This window comes from Rodentibacter pneumotropicus DSM 21403 (assembly GCF_000379905.1).
Lineage (GTDB): Bacteria > Pseudomonadota > Gammaproteobacteria > Enterobacterales > Pasteurellaceae > Rodentibacter > Rodentibacter pneumotropicus.
On the sequence record NZ_KB904052.1, the window covers coordinates 1 to 22,375 of the forward strand.

Annotated in this window: 20 protein-coding genes, 3 tRNA genes, 1 rRNA gene, 1 pseudogene and 1 riboswitch; of the genes and pseudogenes, 13 read left to right on the top strand and 12 right to left on the bottom strand. The window is 39.6% G+C overall.

The annotated features are described in order from the left end of the window. Positions 1-129 precede the first annotated feature (129 nt). Positions 130-245, top strand: a 5S ribosomal RNA gene (gene rrf / locus A3GE_RS0105130). Between the two features lie 212 nt (positions 246-457). Here rrf and xerC read toward each other — a convergent pair. Continuing rightward, entirely contained in the window at positions 458-1,345 is an 888-nt protein-coding gene (gene xerC, locus A3GE_RS0105135) for a tyrosine recombinase XerC (RefSeq protein ID WP_018356198.1), read from the bottom strand. Further along, positions 1,345-1,779 (bottom strand): hypothetical protein, encoded by a 435-nt coding sequence (locus A3GE_RS0105140; protein ID WP_018356199.1) that lies wholly within the window; start codon positions 1,777-1,779, stop codon positions 1,345-1,347. Before A3GE_RS0105140 ends, xerC begins: the two co-directional genes overlap by 1 nt. Before the next feature lie 173 nt (positions 1,780-1,952). Here A3GE_RS0105140 and tpiA point away from each other — a divergent pair, with 173 nt between their 5' ends. Beyond that, on the top strand, positions 1,953-2,720 hold the full coding sequence (gene tpiA, locus A3GE_RS0105145; RefSeq protein ID WP_018356200.1) for a triose-phosphate isomerase: 768 nt from the start codon (positions 1,953-1,955) through the stop codon (positions 2,718-2,720). 50 nt (positions 2,721-2,770) lie between these two features. On the opposite strand, the gene A3GE_RS0105150 is transcribed toward tpiA, so the two are convergent. Further along, positions 2,771-3,529, bottom strand: coding sequence for a glycosyltransferase family 2 protein (locus tag A3GE_RS0105150; RefSeq protein ID WP_018356201.1), 759 nt, complete (start codon positions 3,527-3,529; stop codon positions 2,771-2,773). A gap of 61 nt (positions 3,530-3,590) precedes the next feature. Between A3GE_RS0105150 and waaA the strand changes: the two genes are divergently transcribed. The 7 genes from waaA to A3GE_RS0105185 all read left to right on the top strand — a co-directional run bounded on the left by waaA (position 3,591) and on the right by A3GE_RS0105185 (position 8,035). Continuing rightward, positions 3,591-4,874: a lipid IV(A) 3-deoxy-D-manno-octulosonic acid transferase gene (waaA, locus tag A3GE_RS0105155; RefSeq protein WP_018356202.1), complete on the top strand. Its 1,284-nt coding sequence runs from the start codon at positions 3,591-3,593 to the stop codon at positions 4,872-4,874. Then, positions 4,871-5,350, top strand: a complete 480-nt coding sequence (gene coaD / locus A3GE_RS0105160) for a pantetheine-phosphate adenylyltransferase (RefSeq protein WP_018356203.1) — start codon at positions 4,871-4,873, stop codon at positions 5,348-5,350. Before waaA ends, coaD begins: the two co-directional genes overlap by 4 nt. Further along, positions 5,338-5,550 (top strand): YceK/YidQ family lipoprotein, encoded by a 213-nt coding sequence (locus A3GE_RS0105165; RefSeq protein WP_018356204.1) that lies wholly within the window; start codon positions 5,338-5,340, stop codon positions 5,548-5,550. The genes coaD and A3GE_RS0105165 overlap by 13 nt, the downstream gene beginning before the upstream one ends. Before the next feature lie 5 nt (positions 5,551-5,555). Then, entirely contained in the window at positions 5,556-7,568 is a 2,013-nt protein-coding gene (gene rep, locus A3GE_RS0105170) for a DNA helicase Rep (protein WP_026215399.1), read from the top strand. Positions 7,569-7,713: 145 nt separating this feature from the next. Next, positions 7,714-7,806 (top strand) — tRNA-Ser (locus tag A3GE_RS0105175). 20 nt (positions 7,807-7,826) lie between these two features. Next, positions 7,827-7,903: transfer RNA gene (locus A3GE_RS0105180), tRNA-Arg, on the top strand. Between the two features lie 55 nt (positions 7,904-7,958). Further along, positions 7,959-8,035 (top strand) — tRNA-Arg (locus A3GE_RS0105185). Between the two features lie 46 nt (positions 8,036-8,081). On the opposite strand, the gene A3GE_RS0105190 is transcribed toward A3GE_RS0105185, so the two are convergent. Together A3GE_RS0105190 and nadR are read right to left on the bottom strand one after the other, a co-directional pair. After that, the gene (locus tag A3GE_RS0105190; protein ID WP_018356206.1) at positions 8,082-8,777 is read right to left on the bottom strand and encodes a metallophosphoesterase family protein; all 696 of its coding nucleotides are present in this window, start codon (positions 8,775-8,777) and stop codon (positions 8,082-8,084) included. Position 8,778: 1 nt separating this feature from the next. Continuing rightward, a pseudogene (nadR, locus tag A3GE_RS11120) lies at positions 8,779-9,997 on the bottom strand (multifunctional transcriptional regulator/nicotinamide-nucleotide adenylyltransferase/ribosylnicotinamide kinase NadR). Next, positions 9,992-10,162: riboswitch (FMN riboswitch) on the top strand. It overlaps the preceding pseudogene by 6 nt. 88 nt (positions 10,163-10,250) lie before the next feature. Between nadR and ribB the strand changes: the two are divergent. Next, positions 10,251-10,898 (top strand): 3,4-dihydroxy-2-butanone-4-phosphate synthase, encoded by a 648-nt coding sequence (ribB, locus tag A3GE_RS0105200; protein ID WP_018356208.1) that lies wholly within the window; start codon positions 10,251-10,253, stop codon positions 10,896-10,898. Between the two features lie 46 nt (positions 10,899-10,944). Here the strand turns inward: ribB and A3GE_RS0105205 are convergent, their stop codons facing one another. The 3 genes from A3GE_RS0105205 to rbsK are packed head-to-tail and all read right to left on the bottom strand — an operon-like array spanning position 10,945 to position 14,194. Then, a complete protein-coding gene (locus A3GE_RS0105205; protein WP_018356209.1) occupies positions 10,945-11,961 on the bottom strand; it encodes an aldose 1-epimerase family protein in 1,017 nt (338 codons plus the stop codon). 10 nt (positions 11,962-11,971) lie between these two features. Beyond that, entirely contained in the window at positions 11,972-13,261 is a 1,290-nt protein-coding gene (gene fucP / locus A3GE_RS0105210) for an L-fucose:H+ symporter permease (protein ID WP_018356210.1), read from the bottom strand. Positions 13,262-13,273: 12 nt separating this feature from the next. Continuing rightward, entirely contained in the window at positions 13,274-14,194 is a 921-nt protein-coding gene (gene rbsK, locus A3GE_RS0105215; RefSeq protein ID WP_018356211.1) for a ribokinase, read from the bottom strand. 156 nt (positions 14,195-14,350) lie between these two features. Between rbsK and deoC the strand changes: the two genes are divergently transcribed. Beyond that, entirely contained in the window at positions 14,351-15,025 is a 675-nt protein-coding gene (gene deoC / locus A3GE_RS0105220; protein WP_018356212.1) for a deoxyribose-phosphate aldolase, read from the top strand. Positions 15,026-15,041: 16 nt separating this feature from the next. After that, a complete protein-coding gene (gene deoR / locus A3GE_RS0105225) occupies positions 15,042-15,779 on the top strand; it encodes a DNA-binding transcriptional repressor DeoR (protein ID WP_018356213.1) in 738 nt (245 codons plus the stop codon). Between the two features lie 51 nt (positions 15,780-15,830). Here deoR and A3GE_RS0105230 read toward each other — a convergent pair whose 3' ends face one another. The 4 genes from A3GE_RS0105230 to xylF all read right to left on the bottom strand — a co-directional run bounded on the left by A3GE_RS0105230 (position 15,831) and on the right by xylF (position 20,786). Beyond that, on the bottom strand, positions 15,831-17,000 hold the full coding sequence (locus A3GE_RS0105230) for a XylR family transcriptional regulator (protein ID WP_018356214.1): 1,170 nt from the start codon (positions 16,998-17,000) through the stop codon (positions 15,831-15,833). Between the two features lie 99 nt (positions 17,001-17,099). Beyond that, positions 17,100-18,227, bottom strand: coding sequence for a sugar ABC transporter permease (locus tag A3GE_RS0105235; protein ID WP_018356215.1), 1,128 nt, complete (start codon positions 18,225-18,227; stop codon positions 17,100-17,102). A 3-nt stretch (positions 18,228-18,230) separates the two neighbouring features. Beyond that, positions 18,231-19,742: a D-xylose ABC transporter ATP-binding protein gene (xylG, locus tag A3GE_RS0105240; protein ID WP_018356216.1), complete on the bottom strand. Its 1,512-nt coding sequence runs from the start codon at positions 19,740-19,742 to the stop codon at positions 18,231-18,233. 45 nt (positions 19,743-19,787) lie between these two features. Beyond that, the gene (gene xylF / locus A3GE_RS0105245) at positions 19,788-20,786 is read right to left on the bottom strand and encodes a D-xylose ABC transporter substrate-binding protein (protein ID WP_018356217.1); all 999 of its coding nucleotides are present in this window, start codon (positions 20,784-20,786) and stop codon (positions 19,788-19,790) included. Between the two features lie 238 nt (positions 20,787-21,024). Between xylF and xylA the strand changes: the two genes are divergently transcribed. Beyond that, entirely contained in the window at positions 21,025-22,344 is a 1,320-nt protein-coding gene (gene xylA, locus A3GE_RS0105250; protein ID WP_018356218.1) for a xylose isomerase, read from the top strand. Positions 22,345-22,375: the final 31 nt, after the last annotated feature.

Below are 22,375 nucleotides of genomic sequence, written 5' to 3' on the forward strand. Positions count from 1 at the left end.
GAAGCCAAAGTCAAAATGAAGCGAATAAAGACTAAACAGAATTAAGTAAGATAAATAAAGTAATCAGCTTGTGACCGAGAGAACAAAGAACTAAAAGAAAAGACAAATTAGACGTTATTGAAGAATTATCTTGGCGGCGAGAGTGCAGTGGACCCACCTGAATCCATCCCGAACTCAGAAGTGAAACGCTGTAATGCCGATGGTAGTGTGGGGTTTCCCCATGTGAGAGTAGGGCACCGCCAGGTTTTATTATTAAGGAATCCCCTGAATCGAGAGATTTGGGGGATTTTGCTTTTGGGGCTATATGTTATATGTGTGGAGCAGAGGTAAAGAGCTTTATCGTGATTTACGGATAGCCTACTGAGCTAAACTAATTCCAGTCCATGATATCTACTATCATTTAAATCATAAAAAACTCAACATGGAGTTAAAGCACTCTATAAAAATTAACTGCACTTTACTTTTTACGTTTGGCACGGGGATGTGCTTGATCGTAAACATCGGCAAGATGTTGAAAATTAAGATGCGTGTAAATTTGTGTGGTTGAAAGGTTACTATGACCAAGTAATTCTTGTACCGCTCGGAGATCGGAGCTGGCTTCTAGCATATGAGTTGCAAAGGAATGACGAAGTTTATGTGGGTTTAGATGGCTGTTTAGCCCTTGGCGAATTCCCCAAGTTTCCAACCGTTTTTGGATGGCGCGATGAGAAATTCGATTTCCCAGTTGACTGACAAACAGCGCCTCATCTTTTGGATTAAATAATAACCGCACTTTTAACCATTGTTGTAGGGCGTGTGAGGCATAACGTCCAAAAGGTACAATGCGTTCCTTGTTGCCTTTTCCTAATACACGAACTTCACGCGTGCGTGTATTAATACTGCTTAAATCCAATCCTTGTACTTCTGATAAGCGTAATCCGGAACTGTACATTAATTCTAAAATGGCACGATCGCGGATATCAATTGGTTCCTTGCTATCATTGGCAAGGAGTTGTTGGATTTGGTCGCCGTCAATATTCTTGGGTAAACGTTTATTTTGTTTGGGAGCTGAAATACCCGTGGCAGGGTTGGCTTTTAGCTTACCTAGCTGAACGAGATAGCTGAGGAACATCCGAAGCGCGGATAAACGTAATGCCAGACTTTTTTCTTTAAGTCCTTCTTTTTTGCTTTGAGCCAATATAAAACGCACCACACTAGGAGTAATTTGTTGCCAATTTTGGATGTCCTGCTCTGCAAGCAATATTAATATTGCCTCAAGCTGACGTTGATAATTTCTGACAGTATGAGGACTAACTTGGCGTTCAATACGCAAATAATCCAAGTAAGATTGTAGATCTGTAAGCATTATAACGTTAATTCAAATAGACTTTTTTTCGGATTTAATTTAAAACCCTCTTGCTCTAATAATTCATGTTGTGCTTGTCCTAATTCAGCAACTAAGCGATTTGATTGAGTATAAAGTACAAAATCTTTTGCTTTGGAGATGAGGGCTGTATAGATTTCAGTTTGTAGAGAGCAATTCACAACGTAGATGTCGGTCAGCTGCCAATAGCGTTGTAATTGGAGGGAGGATAGGCGTGGGGAAAGTTGAACAAATCCTACGGCTTCATCTTGTGAATTGACAGCAATAAAAAAGAGGCTTTCATTAAAACGGATACGGTTGGTTAAGAATGTTAAAGTGCGGTCAGGATTTTCTGTCATTCCATTGTTGAGACGGTAACGCTCAAAAAGGGGCAAAAGCACCTCAATGTTCCATTGTTCAGCTTTAAAAATCTTCATTTTAATAAAACCGGTTACTTTCTATTGATTTCTATGCAATAGATTGTAGCTTTTTCAGGTTGAAGAATCACGCATTCAGGAAAAAATTTTTAAAATTTATGATTTTGAGCAAAGAATCAAGGCGAAAATTTGGTATAGTAACCCCATTTGTTAATTAATATGGAGAAACACAAATGGCACGTCGTCCTTTAGTTATGGGTAACTGGAAATTAAATGGTAGTAAAGCTTTTACCAAAGAATTAATCGAAGGTTTAAAAGCTGAATTAGCTAATGTGAATGGTTGTGATGTCGCGATCGCTCCTCCGGTGATGTACTTAGCAGAAGCGGAAACAGCACTAGTCGGTAGTAAAATTGTGCTTGGTGCACAAAATGTAGATGTGAATGTAAAAGGCGCGTTTACCGGTGATATTTCAACGGAAATGTTAAAAGATTTTGGTGCAAAATATATTATTATTGGTCATTCTGAGCGTCGCACTTATCATAAAGAAAGCGATGAGTTTATTGCGAAAAAATTTGCCGCATTAAAAGAAGCAGGTTTAATCCCTGTATTATGTATTGGTGAATCAGAAGCGGAAAATGAAGCAGGTAAAACCGAAGAGGTGTGCGCTCGCCAAATTGATGCAGTAATCAATGCACTAGGTGTGGAAGCTTTTAACGGTGCTGTGATTGCTTATGAGCCAATTTGGGCGATTGGTACCGGTAAATCAGCGACTCCAGCACAGGCACAAGCCGTTCATGCCTTTATTCGTGGTCACATTGCGGCTAAATCTCAAGCGGTGGCAGATCAAGTGATCATTCAATATGGTGGTTCTGTTAATGATGCAAATGCAGCGGAATTATTTACTCAACCTGATATTGATGGTGCATTAGTAGGAGGTGCATCACTTAAAGCACCGGCATTTGCGGTGATCGTCAAAGCGGCAGCTGCTGCAAAAAATTAGTTTTTTTATCGTTGAAAATGGAAAGTGCGGTTAATTTTAACCGCACTTTTTTAATGTTGTTCCCTTTCCCACAAATCGGCATACTTCACGAAGGTGGAATGGGCAGAAAGTACCGCCAGTAAAAAGCCTTGCTTTCCGTCTAAGAAACCTGCTTTTAAAAAGTACATTTTCATAAAACAGCTGATCCCATGGCTTATCCCTTGCCAAAGGGTTGCTTTTTTGTCTCTTGCTTGGCGTTGATCGGCCCAAGCTTTGGCGTAACCGGCAGATTTCACCAAGTAATGATGAAGATTTTTATAAGTGAAATGTTCTAAATCGCCAGTTAATTTCTCAACACGGGTATTGCTTGGATAACAGACTTTCTCATGGACTAAAGAATCATTGTAGCCGGCATAATCGGTGCGATATAAACGAACGACATAGTCCGGATACCAACCGGAATGACGAATTTTACGCCCGAACACCTCACTTATGCGTGGAACTTCAAATACTGTATTTTCAGGGGATTGTTGCACAGCACGTTGGATTGATTGGCGTAATTCGGGTGTCACCCGTTCATCGGCATCCAACCAAAGTACATAGTCGGAAGTCACATACTGTTGTGCAATTTGACGTTGTTTACCAAAGCCGGGCCAGTCAATATTCTCATAGAATTTTGCTCCATAGCTTAGGGCGATTTCTTTCGTGTTATCGCTACTACCGGAATCTAAAATGACGATCTCATCTACCCAATCTTTCACCGTATCTAGACATAATGCGAGATCTTGAGCTTCGTTTTTCACAATCATCGCAACGCTAATTGTTGGCATATTTTGATCCTTTTTTTGCTATACTACTGGAAATTTTACCCAGTATAACCGAATTTAATCTATGTGGCGTTTTTTTTATACCAGCCTAATGTATTTGATCCAGCCATTGCTACTATTCTTTATATGGATACGGGGCTTCAAATCACCGAATTATCGTAAAAGAATAGGCGAACGTTATGGTTTTTATGCCAATTTGGCTCTCCCAAAAGCAAAGGGGGTGATTATTCATGCGGCATCCGTTGGTGAGGTAATCGCCGCCACACCCTTGGTTCGTCGTATTCAACGGCATTACCCCGATTTACCCATTACTTTTACCACAGTCACGCCAACAGGTTCTGATCGTGTGAAAGCAGCCTTTGGTGATACGGTGATGCACTATTATTTACCCTATGATATTCCCTTTGCGATCAATCGTTTTATTGATTTTATTCAACCCAAACTTTGTATTGTGATTGAAACAGAGCTTTGGCCGAATTTAATCAAACAACTGCATCGGCGTAATGTTCCGTTTATTGTCGCTAATGCCCGTTTATCGGCCCGTTCTGCGAAACGTTATGGCAAGGTGCGATTGCGTTTGCAGGGAATGTGGTCACAAATCAGCTTAGTCGCCCCCCAAGATCAAATTAGTGAAAAACGTTTTATCGACTTAGGTTATCCAAAAGAAAAAATTACCCTGACCGGTAATATTAAATATGATTTAACCATCAGCCGATCTTTACTTGAAAAAATTCAAATACTGCATGATCAATGGGTGAAAGAACGCCAAATCTGGATTGCAGCAAGTACCCACGAGGGCGAAGAGGAAATTATTTTACAAGCTCATCGCCGATTGTTGAGAAAGTATCCTCATTTACTTTTATTACTCGTACCACGCCACCCGGAGCGCTTTAATTTAGTGGCAAAGTTAATTGAAAAAGAAAAATTTCAATTTATTCGCCGTTCTTCCGGTGCATTACCGAATGCGAATACTCAAGTCATTTTGGGCGATACCATGGGCGAAATGATGCTGATGTATGGTATTTCTGACATTGCTTTTGTAGGAGGAAGCCTTGTTAAACATGGGGGGCATAATCCTCTTGAGCCGTTGGCGTTTAAAATTCCCGTGATTAGTGGAAAACATACCTTTAATTTCCCTGAGGTTTTTAGAACACTTGTTGAAATGCAAGGGGTGTTAGAAGTTAATTCAACCGTTGCAGCATTAGAGCGAGCGGTAGAGGCATTGCTTAATTCAAAAGAGGCACGTTTGCGTTTAGGTTACGCGGGTTATGAAGTGTTAATGGAAAATCGAGGTGCACTATCGCGTTTATTTGATTTATTGAAGCCTTATTTGGAGCGTAATGTATGACAACGGTGATTTATCCCGGTACTTTTGATCCCATTACAAACGGACATATTGATATTATTGAGCGAAGTGCGGTCATTTTTCCCAAAGTTTTCGTAGCGGTGGCGAATAGCCCAAGTAAAAAGCCGTTATTTTCTTTGGATGAACGAGTGGACCTTGCCCGGCAGTCCATTGCACATTTAGCGAATGTTGAAGTCTTTGGTTTTTCCGATTTGTTGGCGAATGTTATTAAAGCCCGTAATGTTGCTGCGATTATCCGTGGTGTGCGAACGACAACAGATTTTGAATACGAACTCCAGCTCGCATCCCTTAATCGATTGCTCACAAACGGCGTTGAAAGCCTTTTCTTCCCGCCGACTGAAAAATGGGCATTTGTCTCATCCACTATCGTGCGTGAAATTTATTTACATGGTGGCGATGTGGCTGAGCTTGTACCAACGGCGGTATTAAATGCCTTGCAAGCACGATGCAAAAAATAGCTTTCATTTTAACCGCACTTTTTGCCTTATCCGGCTGTGGCACTGTAGTGAAGTTGGTTGATCCCTCGGAAGACTATACTGCCTATGCGGGGATAGCATATGATCTGGAAATGGCGCAAAAATGGGGCTTACCGATTTTGGATTTGCCTCTGTCTTTTTTACTCGATAGCATTTTACTGCCCTACGTATGGGCGCAATGACAATGATGAAACTTAATCTCCAACAACAACAGGCTGTGGAATATGTAACCGGCCCTTGCTTGGTTCTTGCCGGTGCAGGTTCCGGCAAAACCCGTGTGATTATTAATAAAATTGCTCACTTGATCGCAAAGTGCGGTTATTCTCCGAAACAAATTGCGGCGGTCACTTTCACCAATAAAGCGGCGCGGGAAATGAAAGAGCGGGTGGCGCATTCCATCGGAAAAGAACAATCCAAAGGGCTGACGGTTTCCACCTTTCATACTCTCGGTTTTGACATCATCAAGCGGGAATACAGGGCGTTAGGTTTCAAAGCTAATATGACATTGTTTGATGAACATGATCAATTTGCTTTATTGAAAGAACTCACGGCGGATATGCTGAAGGAAGATAAAGATCTACTGCGTGAATTAATTTCCGTTATTTCTAATTGGAAAAATGATTTAGTTTCACCTCAGCAAGCCTATGCCTTAGCTCGGGATGCGAAATATCAAACCTTTGCCAAATGTTATGAACGTTATGCTACGCAAATTCGCGCCTATAATGCGTTGGATTTTGACGATTTGATTATGCTCCCCACATTATTGTTCAAACAAAATGAAGAAGTGCGGTCAAAATGGCAGGAAAAAATTCGCTATTTGTTGGTGGATGAATATCAAGACACCAACACCAGCCAATATGAGTTAATCAAATTGCTGGTCGGGGAGCGAGCCTGTTTTACCGTAGTGGGGGATGATGACCAATCCATTTATTCATGGCGTGGGGCGAGACCGGAGAATATGGTGCGTTTGCGTGATGATTTTCCGCATTTGCAAGTCATTAAATTGGAACAAAATTACCGCTCTACCCAGCGTATTTTACATTGTGCCAATATTTTGATTGATAACAATGAACACGTGTTCGACAAAAAATTATTTTCTCATATCGGTGAAGGTGAAAAATTGCTGGTGATTGAAGCGAAGAATGAAGAACACGAAGCCGAACGGATTGTTGCCGAGTTGATCGCCCATCGTTTTAGTCGCAAGACTAAATATAAGGATTACGCCATTTTGTATCGAGGCAATCATCAATCCCGTTTGTTGGAAAAAGTGTTAATGCAAAATCGTATTCCCTATAAGATTTCCGGTGGCACCTCTTTTTTCTCTCGATCGGAAATTAAAGATATGATGGCGTATTTACGTTTGGTAGTAAATCAAGATGACGATGCGGCGTTTTTACGTATCGTGAATACGCCAAAACGTGAGATCGGCACGGCAACCTTGCAAAAACTGGGCGAGCTTGCACAGGAAAAACATATTAGCCTATTTGAAACGATTTTCGAGTTTGAGCTTATCCAACGGCTGACACCAAAAGCCTATGATGCACTTCAAAAATTTGGACGCTGGATAGTAGAATTAAATGACGAAGTGCAACGTTCGGAACCGGAACGTGCTGTTCGTGCAATGCTGTCTGCAATTCATTATGAAGAATATTTGTACGAATATGCCACAAGTCCAAAAGCAGCAGAAATGCAAAGTAAAAATGTTGCCACATTGTTTGACTGGGTGGCGGATATGCTGAAAGGTGATGAAACCAATGAACCGATGAATCTCAATCAAGTGGTCACCCGTTTAACCTTACGTGATATGTTGGAACGGGGGGAAGATGATGAGGAGAGTGACCAAGTCCAGTTGATGACTTTGCACGCCTCGAAAGGGTTAGAATTTCCCTACGTATATTTGATAGGCATGGAAGAAGGCATTTTGCCACATCAAACCAGCATTGATGAAGATAATGTGGAAGAAGAACGTCGCTTGGCTTATGTGGGGATCACCAGGGCACAGAAGGCGCTGACTTTTTCCCTATGCCGCGAACGCCGTCAATATGGCGAGCTTATCCGCCCGGAACCGAGCCGATTCTTAGTCGAATTACCCGGCGATGATGTGCTTTGGGAACGGGATAAACCTCAGCTCACTGCAGAACAAAAACAGCACCAAACTCAAAGTCAGTTAGATCGTTTACGTTCTATTTTGAATGGTTAAAAGTTCGGTCGGAAAAACGAAAATTTTACTCAGCGCACTTTATTTGCACAATCTGAAGATAAAATATTCAAATGCATTGCCTTTTTCAAAAAAGGGTTTGACATATTTTCAAAAAAACGTATTATACCGCCCACACACCGATTGTGGTGAGATGGCCGAGAGGCTGAAGGCGCTCCCCTGCTAAGGGAGTATGGGGTCAAAAACTCCATCGAGGGTTCGAATCCCTCTCTCACCGCCATTTGTGGTTTTATTTATTCTGCACCCGTAGCTCAGCTGGATAGAGTACTCGGCTACGAACCGAGCGGTCAGAGGTTCGAATCCTCTCGGGTGCGCCATTTTAAAGCGGCTCTATCTTCTTAAAATGGTCAAGGATAGCTAAAACATCACTACGCACCCGTAGCTCAGCTGGATAGAGTACTCGGCTACGAACCGAGCGGTCAAAGGTTCGAATCCTTTCGGGTGCGCCATTTCTCTTTTGTCTCTCGTTTTTAATAATTTCCACAAATAATTTAATTAGACGGTATTTTGTCTTCCTTCACGATCATCAATATTTTTCAATAAATAATTTCCACCGACATCTGCAAGGCTACGGAATCCCACATTTGTAATCTTGTAAGAATGCTGGGTTTTATAAATAAAATTATCGTGATGATGCCCATGAAAGATATGCTGCACGCCCATTTTTTCTGCAAGTTCATTAATGACCTGAAAACCCATCGGGTGAGGTTTAGGTGCCTCATGGCAGATTAAAATGTCTGCTTTTTTATTTTCCAGTATCTCTATATCAGAAGGAAAAATAGAAGTGCGATGATGCAACGGCAAACCGCCACGCCAGATTTTTTCTTGTGAGCTATATTGGCAATAATGAATAGGATCAAAATACATCGGACGATTCGGTGGCATCCAAATTTGACCTCGGAATACGCCCCCTAATCCGGCAATACGGACACCTTGAATTTCCTCTACACGATTATGTAAATTGCGATGTTTCCATTCCGATCCCCAGATAGCATCAAAAGCTGCGACGGTTTTGCTATCGTGATTACCGTGAATAAACCAGATATCACAGTACTGCGCTAATTTTTCTAATTCATCAGGTGAAGAAAGCTGTAAGTCACCCAAAATAATCAGGGCAACGTTGTTGTTTTCTTGTAAGAAGGGATAGAGATGTTCATAACTTCCGTGCGGATCACCTGCAAATAGAATCATTTTATTTACTCTTTAGTGTTCTCGGACCGTTCTGTAAATTGTCCAATTCTTCTTCATTTAATATTTTTTCAATCACCGATTTAACTTGATTGTAACGTTCTAAATAGCTTGGTGACTCAATTTCAATGTAAGGTACTTTATATTTATCTAACAATTTTCTAAGAAGTTGTTGGAATTGTTGACGTTGCTTTTGAGAACCTAAACTCCGTAAGCCATCGTCCACCCACTTGGTATTATTTTTTAGCAAAATCGTGACATCAAAAGGATATTCTTTAATCATCGAATCAAGGAAAGGATGGGCTTTACCTTCATATTGAATACAAAATGCCTGTGTAGTAATAAAATCCGTATCAATAAAGGCGATTTTATGAGCGTGACGAACTGCATAATCAATGTAATGCTGGTGTCCCAATGCCATTTGTGGATAGTCTGAATACTGCATGGCTTGCTCATCGCCACCCAGTTTTTCAAACACAAATTCGCGCCCATATTCCCATGCAGATGTAGTATTAAATACCGCCGCAAGTTTATTTACCAACACACTTTTACCGCTGCTTTCACCGCCTAGAATGGCGATGGTTTTGGCGAAAAACGGACGGACTTCTTTCGGAATAAATTTCCAGTATTGAAAAGGCGTTGTACGAATTTTGGTTGCCGACACATTAAAAAATGTACGGTCAGGATCCACTAAAGAGACCTCTAAACCTAAATATTTTTCGTAAGGGATTTTATCCTGTGGTTCACTACTGAAAACCACGGAGGGATCAAATTCTTTTTCTTTGAACAGGTTTTTTACTGCCTCGCTCCAAGCCAGCCAACCATTAGGATAACTCGGAATACCGTCCTCGATTAAATGGTGGATAAAAATCTGATTTTTTTGATATTTGAAGATTTGCTGCATCCAACGTAAACGATCTTGCACAGTGGGCATGCGTTTCATTTTGCTATCATAAAAGAGCTTCAAATCACGTTCGGTGTCGCTACACACAATCACGTGCAATTCATCGACTTTACTAAACGCCTCATAAATCATATTAATATGACCGGTATGAACGGGATAGAACTTCCCAAAAATAACACCGATTTTTTTCTCTTGGATTGCTGACATGGTTTACCTGCCAATCGCATAAGGACTAACTGGGCGTATTGTAGGATAAATACAAATATTTTTCACGTTCTGATTTTTTACTTAATGATTTTAGGCTATACTCTACGCGCATTCTCAGGGCAGGGTGAAATTCCCTACCGGCGGTAAAGCCCGCGAGCACTTAAAAGTGCGGTCAATTTTTAGTGAGAATTTTTTGACGTATTGGACGCTTTTTAAGGTTAGCAGATTTGGTGTAATTCCAAAGCCGACAGTAAAGTCTGGATGAAAGAGAATAAAGCGGGTTGGATTTCCAAACCGTTCTTTTTATTTGCATTTCTCAGCCCTGATTCTGGTTAATTTTAATCTAAGAAATAAAGGAAATTACGATGAATCAGTCCATTTTATTCCCATTCGGTACAACCGCCGAAGAACGTGTACTTAACGCCATCCAAGCATTTAAAAACGGCAACGGTGTATTGGTATTAGATGATGAAAATCGTGAAAACGAAGGTGATTTAATCTTCCCGGCAGAAACCATCACCACCGAGCAAATGGCAAAATTAATCCGTTACGGTAGCGGTATCGTGTGTTTATGCATTACGGAAGAACTCTGCCAACAACTTGATTTGCCTCCGATGGTGGAAAACAACAATAGTGTGAATAAAACTGCTTTTACAGTGACTATTGAAGCCGCGAAAGGCGTATCCACAGGCGTATCCGCTGCAGATCGTGTTACCACGATTCAAGCCGCTGTTGCAGACAGCGCCGTGCCGACCGATTTACATCGTCCCGGTCATATTTTCCCCCTTCGTGCGGTAAATGGCGGTGTATTGGTTCGTCGAGGTCATACAGAAGCTTCAGTGGATTTAGCCCGTCTTGCCGGATTCAAACCAGCAGGAGTAATTTGTGAAATCACTAACGATGACGGCACCATGGCGAGAGCACCGGAAATTATTGAATTTGCACAAAAATTTGGTTACGTCGTGCTGACGATAGAGGATTTAGTCGAATATCGCTTGGCGCATAATGTGTAGTTGATAAAAAGTGCGGTTAATTTGACCGCACTTTTCGTTGTGGAAATTATGATTCAACACCGGTAATTACTTTAAAGGTTCTCACCTCTTTCGGTTTCATCATGATTAAACTGCCTGTATTTTTAACGGCAAGATAGCCTTCCGGACGACAAGTGGCGGGAAGCACAAAGGCACCGACTTGCTGATCGTCATTGTATAAAATCCAACGTGTTGCATAATTAAAATCTTTTGATGAGAATTTCGTGAGATAAACATTTCCATCGGGTGAGATCATTCTGTATTCTAAATTTTCCTGATATTGCTGTAAATTATCCATAAAGAACACAATTTCAGGATTATACATTTGATCATTAATCAATGAATTTAATGTGTGCTTACCTTGTTTGATTTGTTCATTAAAAGCGAGCCATTCAGGTGTCGGTTTAACATGTGCAGGAATCGTTTCTCGTAAACGAATCGCTTCTGTCGGAATATTTTGAGTAAAGTTCGCACCATGTTCATAGCAGTAATTCATATGGCACATATACTGTAACGGCATGTCTACATTGGCTAAATTAGTCACTTTCATTTGAATTTCAAACAATGAACTTTGAGCATTCAGGGTTAATTCCGGTTCGGCAAGATAATGATCACCAAATCCTTTGACATATTCAACTGAGCCCCCTATTGATAATGAATTTTCACTGATGCTTAACCAAGCCTTATCTATGATGGCGCAAGGCATTTCACCATGTAATGGATGATCGTCTTCGGGACTTGGGCAACCGTTACGGATTAATCCTGAATGGAACGCAAAGCAACCGTAGGTATCAATAATTGTTTCTCCCCATTTCGGTTCGTTAAACATATTTTTCATTTTTAGATTTTTACCACAGAATTCTGCATCCCAAATGATTTGTCCATAAAATGGAAGCACGGTAACAAAGCCTTTGCTGTTTTCTAATCTGATAGCTTCAATACCTGATGGGTATTTAAACGTTATCGCTTTGAACTCTGGATTTTCAAATAAAATGTATTCTTTTTCAGTGAATAATGCTTTTGTTAAATAAATGTAGCTTTTCATTTTTAGCTCCTTATTTATGTGCTTTGTATTTATCAAAGAAGTAATATCCTACATAAGCAAAGCAAAATAGCGGTACGATAAATGCGGTTTGTAATGAACCAATCGTGTCTGACACATAACCGTGAATTGCCGGTACAACTGCGGCACCAATAATAGACATAACGACAACCGCACCGGCGACTTCGCGATGTTCTTGTTCAACGGTATCTAATATGGAAGCATAGATTGTTGCCCAACAAGGTCCAAATAAAACACTAGCAAAAATGGCGGCATAAACAGCGGAAAAATCATGCACAAACGCGGTATAAGCAAGCGTAAAGACACCCAATATAGAGTAAACAAATAATACGAGATCAGATTTAAATTTTGTCATTAAGAAATTCGCAACAAATTTCCCGACAAAGAAACCGATAAAGCTATATACCATAAAGTTAGAGGCACCACGTTCATTCATTTCACTTAAGTTTAATGCCAAACGGATAGTAAATGACCAGACGGCAACCTGCATACCTACATATAAAAATTGAGCCACAATCCCTTTTTTGAACGCACTGTTTTTAGCTAGATATTTCAGTGTGTCAATAAAATGCACATTGTTATGCTTGGTTGAATCATTAACGGATTTACATTTTGGAAACGGTGTGATTAAGAACAAGATTGTTACGGCAATTAACACAAAGATAAGGTATTTATACGGTTGCAATGTATGTTCTAAGGTTGCTAATTTAAACGCGTGTAATTGCTCCGGTGTCATTGTAGCAATCTGTTCATGTAAACTGGTGCCTTCTTGGAAAATTAAATATTTACCAAGTAAGATACCTGCAATCGCGCCTACCGGATAGAATGTTTGGCTGATATTTAAACGTAATGTCGCGTAATCTTTATGACCAATCATTGAACTATAGGTATTTGCAGAGGTTTCAAGAAAACTTAACCCTATTGCAATAGAGAAAATAGCAGCGAGGAACATGGTATAGGTTGCCATATGTGAGGCCGGATAAAACATCGAACAACCGACAATATATAAAGTTAAACCAACTAAAATCGCAATTTTATAACTGGTTTTCTTAATGACTAATGAGGCTGGAATCGCGATAAGGAAATACCCACCATAGAATGCGCTTTGTACTAATGCACTGGCAAAATCGCTAAGTGTAAACACACTTTTGAATTGTGTAATCAAAATATCGTTTAAGCTTGCTGCTGCACCCCATAAGGGAAATAGACAAGATAGTAGAATAAATTGAAATATCGGTGTTTTATTTAAGTAGCCGTCAGGCATTTGTTGAATGTTTTTCATACTATCTCTCCTTTAAATATAGTATTTTTTGAATGTATCAAACTGTTCTTTGGTCGGGTAGGACGATTGAGTGCCTTGACCTGTCACGCTATAAGCAGAAAATAATGATGCCATTTTCATGGACTCAACAATATCTTGCGATTTGACATAGTAATAAGCAAAACAACCAATAAAGGCATCACCGGCTCCGCTGGTATCAACAGCATTTACTTTATATGGCTCAATATAGGTGACTTCCGAACCTTGTAACCAAACAGAACCTTTTTCACCTAAAGTAACAATAAGATTTTTTAGTCCTTTAGAAAGCAAAGTATTTGCAGCTATACGAATTTGTTCCATATTTTCAACCGGTAAACCGGTTAAAATTTCTAACTCCGTTTCGTTCGGCATAAAGAAATCGCATTTGCACGCATAATTAATATCAAGTGCTTTACTGGCGGGAGCAGGATTGAGAATGACGGGAATATTATTTGTGTTGGCAAAATCAATTGCGTAATAGACTGTTTCTAACGGTATCTCTAATTGTAGGATAAATAACTTGCAATTTTTTAACCGCTCTTTTGCATTATCAATATCACTTGGTTTCAGATGAGCGTTTGCTCCCTTAATAATTAAAATGCGATTTTGCGATGATTTATCTACAAAAATAGGCGCGACACCACTCGATACACCCGGGACTTTTTCTACATAATCCGTATTAACACCATATTGTTGAAAATTACGAATGGTATTCTCGGCAAAAGCATCATCGCCTACTTTGGTCATCATCATGACATTTGCGCCTAATTTTGCTGCGGCAATAGCTTGATTCGCACCTTTACCACCGCATCCCATTTGGAAGTTAGGCGCTTCAAGTGTTTCGCCTATTTTAGGCATATCATCAATATAAGTGATTAAATCCACCATATTTGATCCAATAACTGCAATTTCCATAATGTCTCCTTGGTTTGAAATGTTAATATATTAACAAGTTTAATTATTTTTATATTAATATAAATAAAATGTTAAGAAAGTGACTTTGATCACAAATCTCAACCTTTCTTTGTGTATAATACAAAAAGATAAAAAACCAAACAGGAGAAAACCTAAATGAAACCAAATGAAATTGCTCAATACATTGATCATACCTTATTAACACCGGAAAAAACTGAAAAGGATATTCTCACTCTATGTAATGAAGCCATGGAAAACCACTTTTATTCTGTATGTATAAACCCATGCCATATTCCCTTAGCTAAAAAAATATTACAAAACTCAAATGTTAATATTTGCACAGTGATTGGTTTCCCGTTAGGAGCTAATACTACAGCGGTTAAAGTATTTGAAACGGAAAATGCGATTGCTAATGGGGCGACAGAGGTGGATATGGTGATTAATATCGGCTGGATTAAGTCAGGAAAATGGGATGCTGTGCGGGATGAAATCAAACAAGTTCTTAATGCTTGTAATGGGATAGTGTTGAAAGTGATTTTGGAGAATTGTCTTTTAACAAAAGAAGAAATAGTCAAGGCTTGTGAAATTTGTCGAGATTTAAATGTGGCATTTGTGAAAACCTCTACCGGCTTTAGTAAAGGTGGCGCAACGGTAGAAGATGTTAAATTAATGCGCCAAACAGTGGGAGATAAGATCGGTGTTAAAGCTTCTGGTGGGGTAAGGAATACACAAACCGCTATAGCCATGATTGATGCCGGAGCAACACGTATTGGTGCTAGCGCAGGAATTGCAATTATTAAAGGATTAACGGATAGTAATAGCCAATATTGAGCTTGGAGATAATGTTGTGGATAGTAAAATCAATACTCGCATTCAAAAGTTAGAATTTTTATTAAAACAAATGGATAAGTTGCATCTGCGAGATGCTGCAGAAATTTTGAATGTTTCTGAAATGACGATTAGGAGAGATTTAAACGCCACGGTATCTTCTATTGTTTTACTCGGGGGATACATTGTGCGAGATCCCCAGTTACAATCATCAAATCAATATTTAATTACGGAGCAACAAAATAAGAATATTGCAGAAAAAATGCAGGTGGGAAAAATCGCTGCCGCACTTGTAGAAGATAATGATGTAATTTTCTTTGATTGTGGCTCAACTATTCCCTTTGTTGCTTCACAAATTCCAAATTCTATAAAATTCACCGCACTTTGTTGTTCGATTAACACGTTTATGGTTTTACAAGATAAACCAAATTGTCGCTTAATCTTGTGTGGCGGGGATTATTCAAGAGAAAATTCTTTCCTCACACCTGTTCAAAATAATACTGAAATTGATAGGATTTGCACCACAAAAGCATTTATTTCTGCTGCCGGTGTTGATATTAAACAAGGTGTAACCTGTTTCAGATTAAACGAAACACAGGTCAAACTAAAAGCAATGGCGAAAACACAATGTAGTATTTTAGTTTTTGATGATAGCAAAATTGGAAAAGTACGACAGTCGTATGTTGGTGAGCTGAATCAATTTGATCAAATTATTTGTAATGTGCCTTTACCAGCAGGGTTTACTATGGCAAGTTAGTATTATTTGAAATAATCAAGAGAAAAGAGCGGTTAAAATTCTCTTAAATTTTTAACCGCACTTATTCTTTCTAAATTCTCTTGGGGTCATGCCAAATTCTTTCTTAAATACAGAGTAAAAGTATTGAATGGAAGGATAGCCGCAAATCTCGGAAATTTCTTGAATGGAAATATCTGTTTGTTGTAATAAATTCTTTGCGCGCGAGATTTTTTCTTCGTGAATAACTTGATGAATGGTTTTATTCATCAAATTTTTGAAACGCTGCTCAAGATTAGAGCGTGATGTTTCAAGATGATCCAATACCTGTTCTACTTTTATTCCTTGGCATGCACGATGGCGAATATAATGCATCGCTTGCATTACGAGAGGATCGTGTAGTGAGCGATAATCGGTGGAGTTCCTCGCATGTATAGTGACAGGTGGAATTAAAATCGGCGTATGCGAGACTTTTTGCCCGTTTAGCTGCCGATGTAGCAATTTGGCGGCTTGGTAGCCAATTTCCCGAGTACCTTGTTCGACAGAGGAAAGGGAGACTCGAGATAAATACTGAATCAATTCCTCATTATCAATACCCACTACGCAAAGTTCTTCCGGAACGGCGATTTTGCTGTATTCACAGGCTTGCAATAGATGTCTCGCTCGTGCATCGGTGACGGCAACGATGCCTGTATGAAGCGGTAAAGTTTTTAACCAATTGATGAGTTTTGCCTGTTCAGCCTGCCAATTTTGTGCATCAATTTGTCCACATTCATAGAGGTGGAGCGGGTAATGATTTTTCTCCGTTAATTCAATAAACGCATTCTTTCGTTCCCTCGACCAATGCTTTTCGGCTTCTACTTGTATTCCGTAAAAAGCAAATTGAGACAAGCCTTTTTGTTGAAGGTGTGAAAGGGCGAGTTCAACAAGGGCGAAATTATCGGTTGCAACATAGGGAAAGTGCGGATAAAAATGAGGCTGTTTATAAGAACCGCCAACGGCAATTGTCGGAATTTGGGTATGTTCAAGTAACTCAGCCGTTTTTGGATCATCAAAATCGGCAATAATACCGTCAATAGATAAATGGTTTATGCTGTCGGCATGGTAAATAAATTCATCTTCTACAAAAATATCCCACATACACTGCGAAGCCTGAATATATTGCCCAATACCTTCCACTACTTGCCTATCATAGACTTTATTGGCATTAAATAAGAGTGCGATTTTGTAGTATTGTTCCGCCATTGTTTTGTCCGTTGATTGGGTTGTAAGAAATATAGCGGAAAATGGATTTTTATAAAAGTGCGGATAGAAAAATCGCCATTTTTCAATGGCGATAGCCTGTTACATTTTTTTCTTGCTACTGGTATCAATCCATACGGCAAGTAATAAAATTGCACCCTTGACGATATATTGCCAGAACGTTGGGACATCAAGCATACTCATGCCGTTATCTAATAATGCAATAATCAATGCACCAATGACGACACCGAAGACACTCCCGACACCTCCTGCCAAACTCGCACCTCCAATGACACAAGCAGCAATGGCGTCTAATTCGGCATTTTGTCCGGCAGAAGGTGAGCCCGCCCCTAAACGGGCACTTAAAATTAATCCTGCGATGGCGACCAATACCCCATTCATAGCAAAGATGATGAGCTTAGTTTTTTCTACGTTAATACCGGATAATTTGGCTGCATCAATATTTCCCCCGATGGCGTAAACGTGGCGACCAAAGGCGGTTTTACGGGAAAGAAATAACCCAAATATAGCGAGAATGGCAAGTACTAATACGGGAAATGGAATGCCGCGATAATCGTTTAATAAATAAATGGCACCTAATACAATGATGGCAAACAAGGCATATTTTGAAAAATCTTTTGATAATGGAGGAACGTTAAGTTGAAGCTGTTGACGACTTTTGCGTTGGTAATTCCCCCAGAGAATAAAACCAATGACCGCTATTCCACCAAGTATGAATCCGGTTATATCGGAAAGGTAGCCTTGTCCGATAACGGTCATTGAACTACTAATCGGAGATACGGTTGTTCCATTGGTTAGACCAATTAAAATTCCGCGGAACGCGAGATAACCGGCTAGTGTGACGATAAATGAAGGGACTTTACGGTAAGCAATCCACCAGCCGTTCCAAATACCGAAGAGTAAACCTAAAGCAAGAGTAGCAATGATTGTGACCGGTAATGGCAATCCCCACCACACATCTGCGATGGCGGCAAATCCCCCTAATAGTCCCATTAGAGAACCAACGGATAAATCAATCTCGGCAGAAATAATGACAAATACCATACCAATGGCAAGAATACCCGTGATTGATGTTTGACGCAGTAGGTTAGAAATATTTCGTGCACTTAAATAAGCACCGTCCGTTGTAATAGTGAAAAATACCATAATCACCGCTATGGCAATTAACATAATATAAACTTGTAAGTTTACGGATTTTAACTTAAACATAGATTACTCCTTAAGTGCGGTTTCCATGACTTGTTCTTGAGTGAGTCCGTTATTAACCAGACTGGCTTTGAGTTTACCTTGGTGCATTACGAGAACTCGGTCACTAATGCCCAACACTTCAGGCAATTCGGAGGAAATAACAATAATTGCCATCCCTTCTTTAGCTAATTGGTTGATTAATTTATAGATTTCGTATTTTGCGCCAACATCGATTCCCCGTGTCGGTTCATCTAAAATCAGAATTTTAGGATTAAGTAATAAGCATTTTGCCAGAATGGCTTTTTGTTGGTTTCCACCGCTTAACCGCCCGATAGGAAGAGCTGGGGAAGAGGTTTTTACTTTCAATTGTTCAATTGCAGAGTCAATAACCTTTTCCTCTTTTGCATCATTGATGACGATTTTGCCAAAACAATATTCTTTTAACGATGAAAGTGTAATATTTTTGCCCACGCCCATAATAGAGACGATACCGTGTTTTTTCCGATCTTCCGGAACCATCATCATTTTATGTGCAATAGCTTGAGCACAATTTTTGATCTGTTCCTGTTTCTGATGAATAAAAATATTTCCTTCATATTTACCTTGATAAGAGCCGAATAAGCATTGCACCATTTCGGTGCGACCGGAACCTACGAGCCCTGCAATACCAAGAATTTCTCCGGAATGAAGGTTAAAACTCACATTGTTCACACGTTTAATGTGCGTATTGATAGGATGCCAAGCAGAAAGATTTTCAACACGTAAAATTTCATCTTTAATTTCGTGAGGTTCGTGGGGGTAAAGGGAGGTGATTTCTCTTCCCACCATCATGGTGATAATGTCATCTTCGCTCATTGTGTCGGCATCCTTTGTTCCGATATGTTCGCCATCTCGAATGACACAGATTTTGTCAGAAATTTCTTTTACTTCATTTAGTTTATGGGAAATATAGATACAGGCAATATTATGTGCTTTTAAATCTTTAACAAGCGTTAATAGAATGGCAGTTTCTTTTTCAGTTAATGAGGCGCTAGGCTCATCAAGAATTAATAATCTCACTTGTTTGTTTAGTGCTTTTGCAATTTCAACCAATTGCTGTTGACCAAGCCCTAATTCCCCTACACGCGTATTAGGATCAATATCTAATTGAACCTGTTGCAGTAATGTTTTACAGCGTAGATACATTTCATTATCTGCGGTGATACATTTATGTGTCACTTCGTTACCCAAAAAGATATTTTCTAACACCGACATATTCTTAACCAATGTGAGTTCCTGATGAATAATGGAAATGCCTTTTTCCTCAGTCTCCTTGATATTTTTTGCCTTTAATTCACTTTCTGAAAAATAAATATTGCCACTGTAATCACCATGAGGATAAATGCCACAAAGCACTTTCATTAGTGTAGATTTTCCTGAACCGTTTTCACCACATAAGGACAGGATTTCCCCGGCTTCAAGCTCAATGGAAATATCGCGAAGTGCGGTCACATCACCAAATTTTTTTGTGATGTTTCTCATTTCTAACAATGCCATAGCTATACTCCCTAAAGAATAGGGGAAGATACTTCCCTTTTAAGCCTATTGATAAATGCTTTCTTTTGTGTGGAAACCGTCTTTAATAATCGTTTCATCAATATTGGTTTTATCAACGGCAATCGGATCAAGTAAATAGGCAGGTACGTTTTTAAGTCCGTTATTCAGTTCTGCATTAGATTCAACTTTTTCGTTTTTGCCTAGCTGTACTGCGATTTGAGCAGCTTTATCTGCGAGTTTTGTAATAGGTTTATAAACGGTCATTGTTTGTGAGCCGCTAACGATGCGTTTAATTGCGGCTAAATCCGCATCCTGACCTGAAATAGCGACTTTACCTGATAATCCCTGTGCGCTTAATGCTTGAATCGCGCCACCTGCGGTTGCATCATTTGATGCGACAACGGCATCAATATTATTTTTATTGGCGGTGAGTGCATTTTCCATAATTTGCAATGCTTTTTCGGCGAGCCAAGAATCTACCCATTGATCGCCAACCACTTTAATTTTTCCTGTTTTAATTAAAGGGTCTAAGACTTTCATTTGCCCTTTTCTAAATAATTTTGCATTGTTATCGACCGGTGAACCGCCCATCAAGAAATAATTACCTTCCGGTTTTACTGCTACAATGTTTTTGGCTTGTAATTCCCCCACTTTTTCATTATCAAAAGAAACATAGAAATCTAATTCGGCATTGTTAATTAAGCGATCATAAGCCAATACTTTAATGCCTTCTTTTTTCGCTTCGGCAATGACATTGCTCAATACTTCACCGTTGTGTGGAATAATCACTAACACATCAATATCTTTATTGATCATATTTTCAATTTGAGAAATTTGTGCCGAATCATCACCGTTGGCGGATTGTACGAAAACTTTGGCACCCATGGATTCCGCTTTTTTGACGAAAATATCGCGGTCTTTTTGCCATCTTTCTAAGCGTAAATCATCAATAGATAAGCCGATTTTAAGATCTTTGGTATAGGCAGAACTACTCAATGCCGTTAATGCCGCTGCAAGGGTGAGTAAAACTGATTTAATTTGCATACTGATACCTCAATAGTTAATTGAATAGAAGGTAGAGCGCTTGCTCCAATTGCTAGTTTTCCTACTTTAACCTACTCTTTCAATTATAAAATCTTTCACTATCATTACGTTTTTTCACAATTGTGATCTATGCCACAATTGCAAATTATCGCCATTGGAAAACAAAATAACGTAATTGATGAATAACCTGTTTTTCATAAAAATACAGAAAATTTCATCATTCAAAGAGGAAAATCCTATGGCAAACTACTTCGATAAAATTGAAAAAGTCACCTTTGAAGGCGTACAATCAACCAACCCTTTTGCTTTTAAACACTATGATGCGAATCAGGTCATTTTAGGCAAAACTATGGCGGAACATTTGCGTTTAGCTGTGTGTTATTGGCATACTTTTTGTTGGAATGGAAATGATATGTTTGGGCACGGTTCTCTTGATCGAAGCTGGCAAAAGGAGGCTGATGCGCTTGCAGGGGCAGAACAAAAAGCTGAGATTGCCTTTGAGTTTTTCCGTAAATTAGGCGTGCCTTATTATTGTTTTCATGATGTGGATGTGGCACCGGAAGGTCATTGTGCAAAAGAATATTTACAAAATTTCCATCATGTAGTGGATATTTTAGAACGCAAACAAGCGGAAAGCGGTGTAAAACTGCTATGGGGAACGGCAAATTGTTTCACCAATCCGCGTTATATGTCCGGTGCAGCGACAAACCCGAATCCTGAAGTGTTTGCGTGGGCTGCGATGCAGGTATTCAATGCGATGAATGCCACAAAACGCTTAGGAGGAGAAAACTATGTATTGTGGGGCGGGCGTGAAGGCTATGAAACCTTGCTTAACACGGATCTTAAACGTGAGCGTGAACAACTTGGCCGTTTTATGCAAATGGTGGTGGAACATAAGTATAAAATCGGTTTCAACGGCTCGTTATTAATTGAGCCGAAACCGCAAGAACCGACAAAACATCAATATGATTATGATGTGGCAACCGTTTATGGTTTCCTAAAACAATTTGGATTGGAAAAAGAAATTAAGGTGAATATTGAGGCAAATCATGCGACACTTGCCGGACACTCTTTCCAACATGAAGTGGCAACTGCTTGTGCATTGGATATTTTTGGTTCTATTGATGCTAATCGTGGTGATCCGCAACTTGGTTGGGATACGGATCAATTCCCGAACAGCATAGAGGAAAACACTTTAGTGATGTATGAAATTTTGAAACACGGCGGATTTACCACGGGTGGCTTTAATTTTGATGCAAAAATTCGTCGTCAAAGCACTGATCCTTATGACTTATTCCATGGTCATATTGGGGCGATTGATGTACTAGCGCTGTCTTTAAAACGTGCAGCAAAAATGATCGAAGAAGAAACTTTACACAAAATAGTTGAGGCGCGCTATGCCGGTTGGAATGGTGAACTCGGTCAACACCTTTTGCAAGGTCAGCTCTCTTTGGAACAACTTGCCCAGCTTGTTCAAGAGAAAGGATTTGATCCAAAACCGGTGTCCGGTCAGCAAGAATATTTAGAAAATATCGTGAATCAAATCATTTATCGTTAGGTTTATTTCAAAAGTGCGGTTATTTTTCACC

What these genes read in the sequence shown, in the direction of transcription:
- xerC (WP_018356198.1), bottom strand. Translation starts at nt 1,345, where the DNA reads ATGCTTACAGATCTACAATCTTACTTGGATTATTTGCGTATTGAACGC.
- A3GE_RS0105140 (WP_018356199.1), bottom strand. Translation starts at nt 1,779, where the DNA reads ATGAAGATTTTTAAAGCTGAACAATGGAACATTGAGGTGCTTTTGCCC.
- tpiA (WP_018356200.1), top strand. Translation starts at nt 1,953, where the DNA reads ATGGCACGTCGTCCTTTAGTTATGGGTAACTGGAAATTAAATGGTAGT.
- A3GE_RS0105150 (WP_018356201.1), bottom strand. Translation starts at nt 3,529, where the DNA reads ATGCCAACAATTAGCGTTGCGATGATTGTGAAAAACGAAGCTCAAGAT.
- waaA (WP_018356202.1), top strand. Translation starts at nt 3,591, where the DNA reads ATGTGGCGTTTTTTTTATACCAGCCTAATGTATTTGATCCAGCCATTG.
- coaD (WP_018356203.1), top strand. Translation starts at nt 4,871, where the DNA reads ATGACAACGGTGATTTATCCCGGTACTTTTGATCCCATTACAAACGGA.
- A3GE_RS0105165 (WP_018356204.1), top strand. Translation starts at nt 5,338, where the DNA reads ATGCAAAAAATAGCTTTCATTTTAACCGCACTTTTTGCCTTATCCGGC.
- rep (WP_026215399.1), top strand. Translation starts at nt 5,556, where the DNA reads ATGAAACTTAATCTCCAACAACAACAGGCTGTGGAATATGTAACCGGC.
- A3GE_RS0105190 (WP_018356206.1), bottom strand. Translation starts at nt 8,777, where the DNA reads ATGATTCTATTTGCAGGTGATCCGCACGGAAGTTATGAACATCTCTAT.
- ribB (WP_018356208.1), top strand. Translation starts at nt 10,251, where the DNA reads ATGAATCAGTCCATTTTATTCCCATTCGGTACAACCGCCGAAGAACGT.
- A3GE_RS0105205 (WP_018356209.1), bottom strand. Translation starts at nt 11,961, where the DNA reads ATGAAAAGCTACATTTATTTAACAAAAGCATTATTCACTGAAAAAGAA.
- fucP (WP_018356210.1), bottom strand. Translation starts at nt 13,261, where the DNA reads ATGAAAAACATTCAACAAATGCCTGACGGCTACTTAAATAAAACACCG.
- rbsK (WP_018356211.1), bottom strand. Translation starts at nt 14,194, where the DNA reads ATGGAAATTGCAGTTATTGGATCAAATATGGTGGATTTAATCACTTAT.
- deoC (WP_018356212.1), top strand. Translation starts at nt 14,351, where the DNA reads ATGAAACCAAATGAAATTGCTCAATACATTGATCATACCTTATTAACA.
- A3GE_RS0105230 (WP_018356214.1), bottom strand. Translation starts at nt 17,000, where the DNA reads ATGGCGGAACAATACTACAAAATCGCACTCTTATTTAATGCCAATAAA.
- A3GE_RS0105235 (WP_018356215.1), bottom strand. Translation starts at nt 18,227, where the DNA reads ATGTTTAAGTTAAAATCCGTAAACTTACAAGTTTATATTATGTTAATT.
- xylG (WP_018356216.1), bottom strand. Translation starts at nt 19,742, where the DNA reads ATGGCATTGTTAGAAATGAGAAACATCACAAAAAAATTTGGTGATGTG.
- xylF (WP_018356217.1), bottom strand. Translation starts at nt 20,786, where the DNA reads ATGCAAATTAAATCAGTTTTACTCACCCTTGCAGCGGCATTAACGGCA.
- xylA (WP_018356218.1), top strand. Translation starts at nt 21,025, where the DNA reads ATGGCAAACTACTTCGATAAAATTGAAAAAGTCACCTTTGAAGGCGTA.